The sequence below is a fragment of the Pseudoalteromonas sp. G5_S1_14_S5 genome (assembly GCF_054968605.1).
In genome coordinates this window covers 1-361 of record NZ_JBQKUM010000249.1, presented here as the reverse complement: position 1 = coordinate 361, position 361 = coordinate 1, and the positions used below count along the sequence as shown (strand labels likewise).

The 361-nt window shown below is 40.7% G+C and carries 1 pseudogene; it reads left to right on the top strand.

The features are described from left to right. Positions 1-348: pseudogene (locus ACTRWI_RS22760) on the top strand (ISNCY family transposase); the annotation flags it as partial. Positions 349-361 lie beyond the last annotated feature (13 nt).

Here is a 361-nt window from a genome sequence, read left to right as displayed (position 1 = left end):
GTTGAAAATATTGAAGAAAATTCCCGCTTGGTTCATGAAAACGTATTGATTTTAGAGTACCCAAACGGCGACATTAGTGTGAGATACGGACATCGAGCATTGAGATATAAAGTGTTTGATAAACTGACCAAACTTGACCAAGGTCGAGTGGTTGAAAACAAAAGACTGGGACAAGTGTTACGTTTTGCTCAGGCTAAACAGGATGAGTTTGAGGTTTCACAAAAACGTAAACGAAACAATAAAACGGCAAGCAGAACGGCTCAAAGACAGGCAATGAATGAGCAGCTACGCGCATTAAATCCAGTTTTAGAGAAGCCCGAACAATTCAAAGCAAGTCATACCAAGTAACCCACTACCCTTG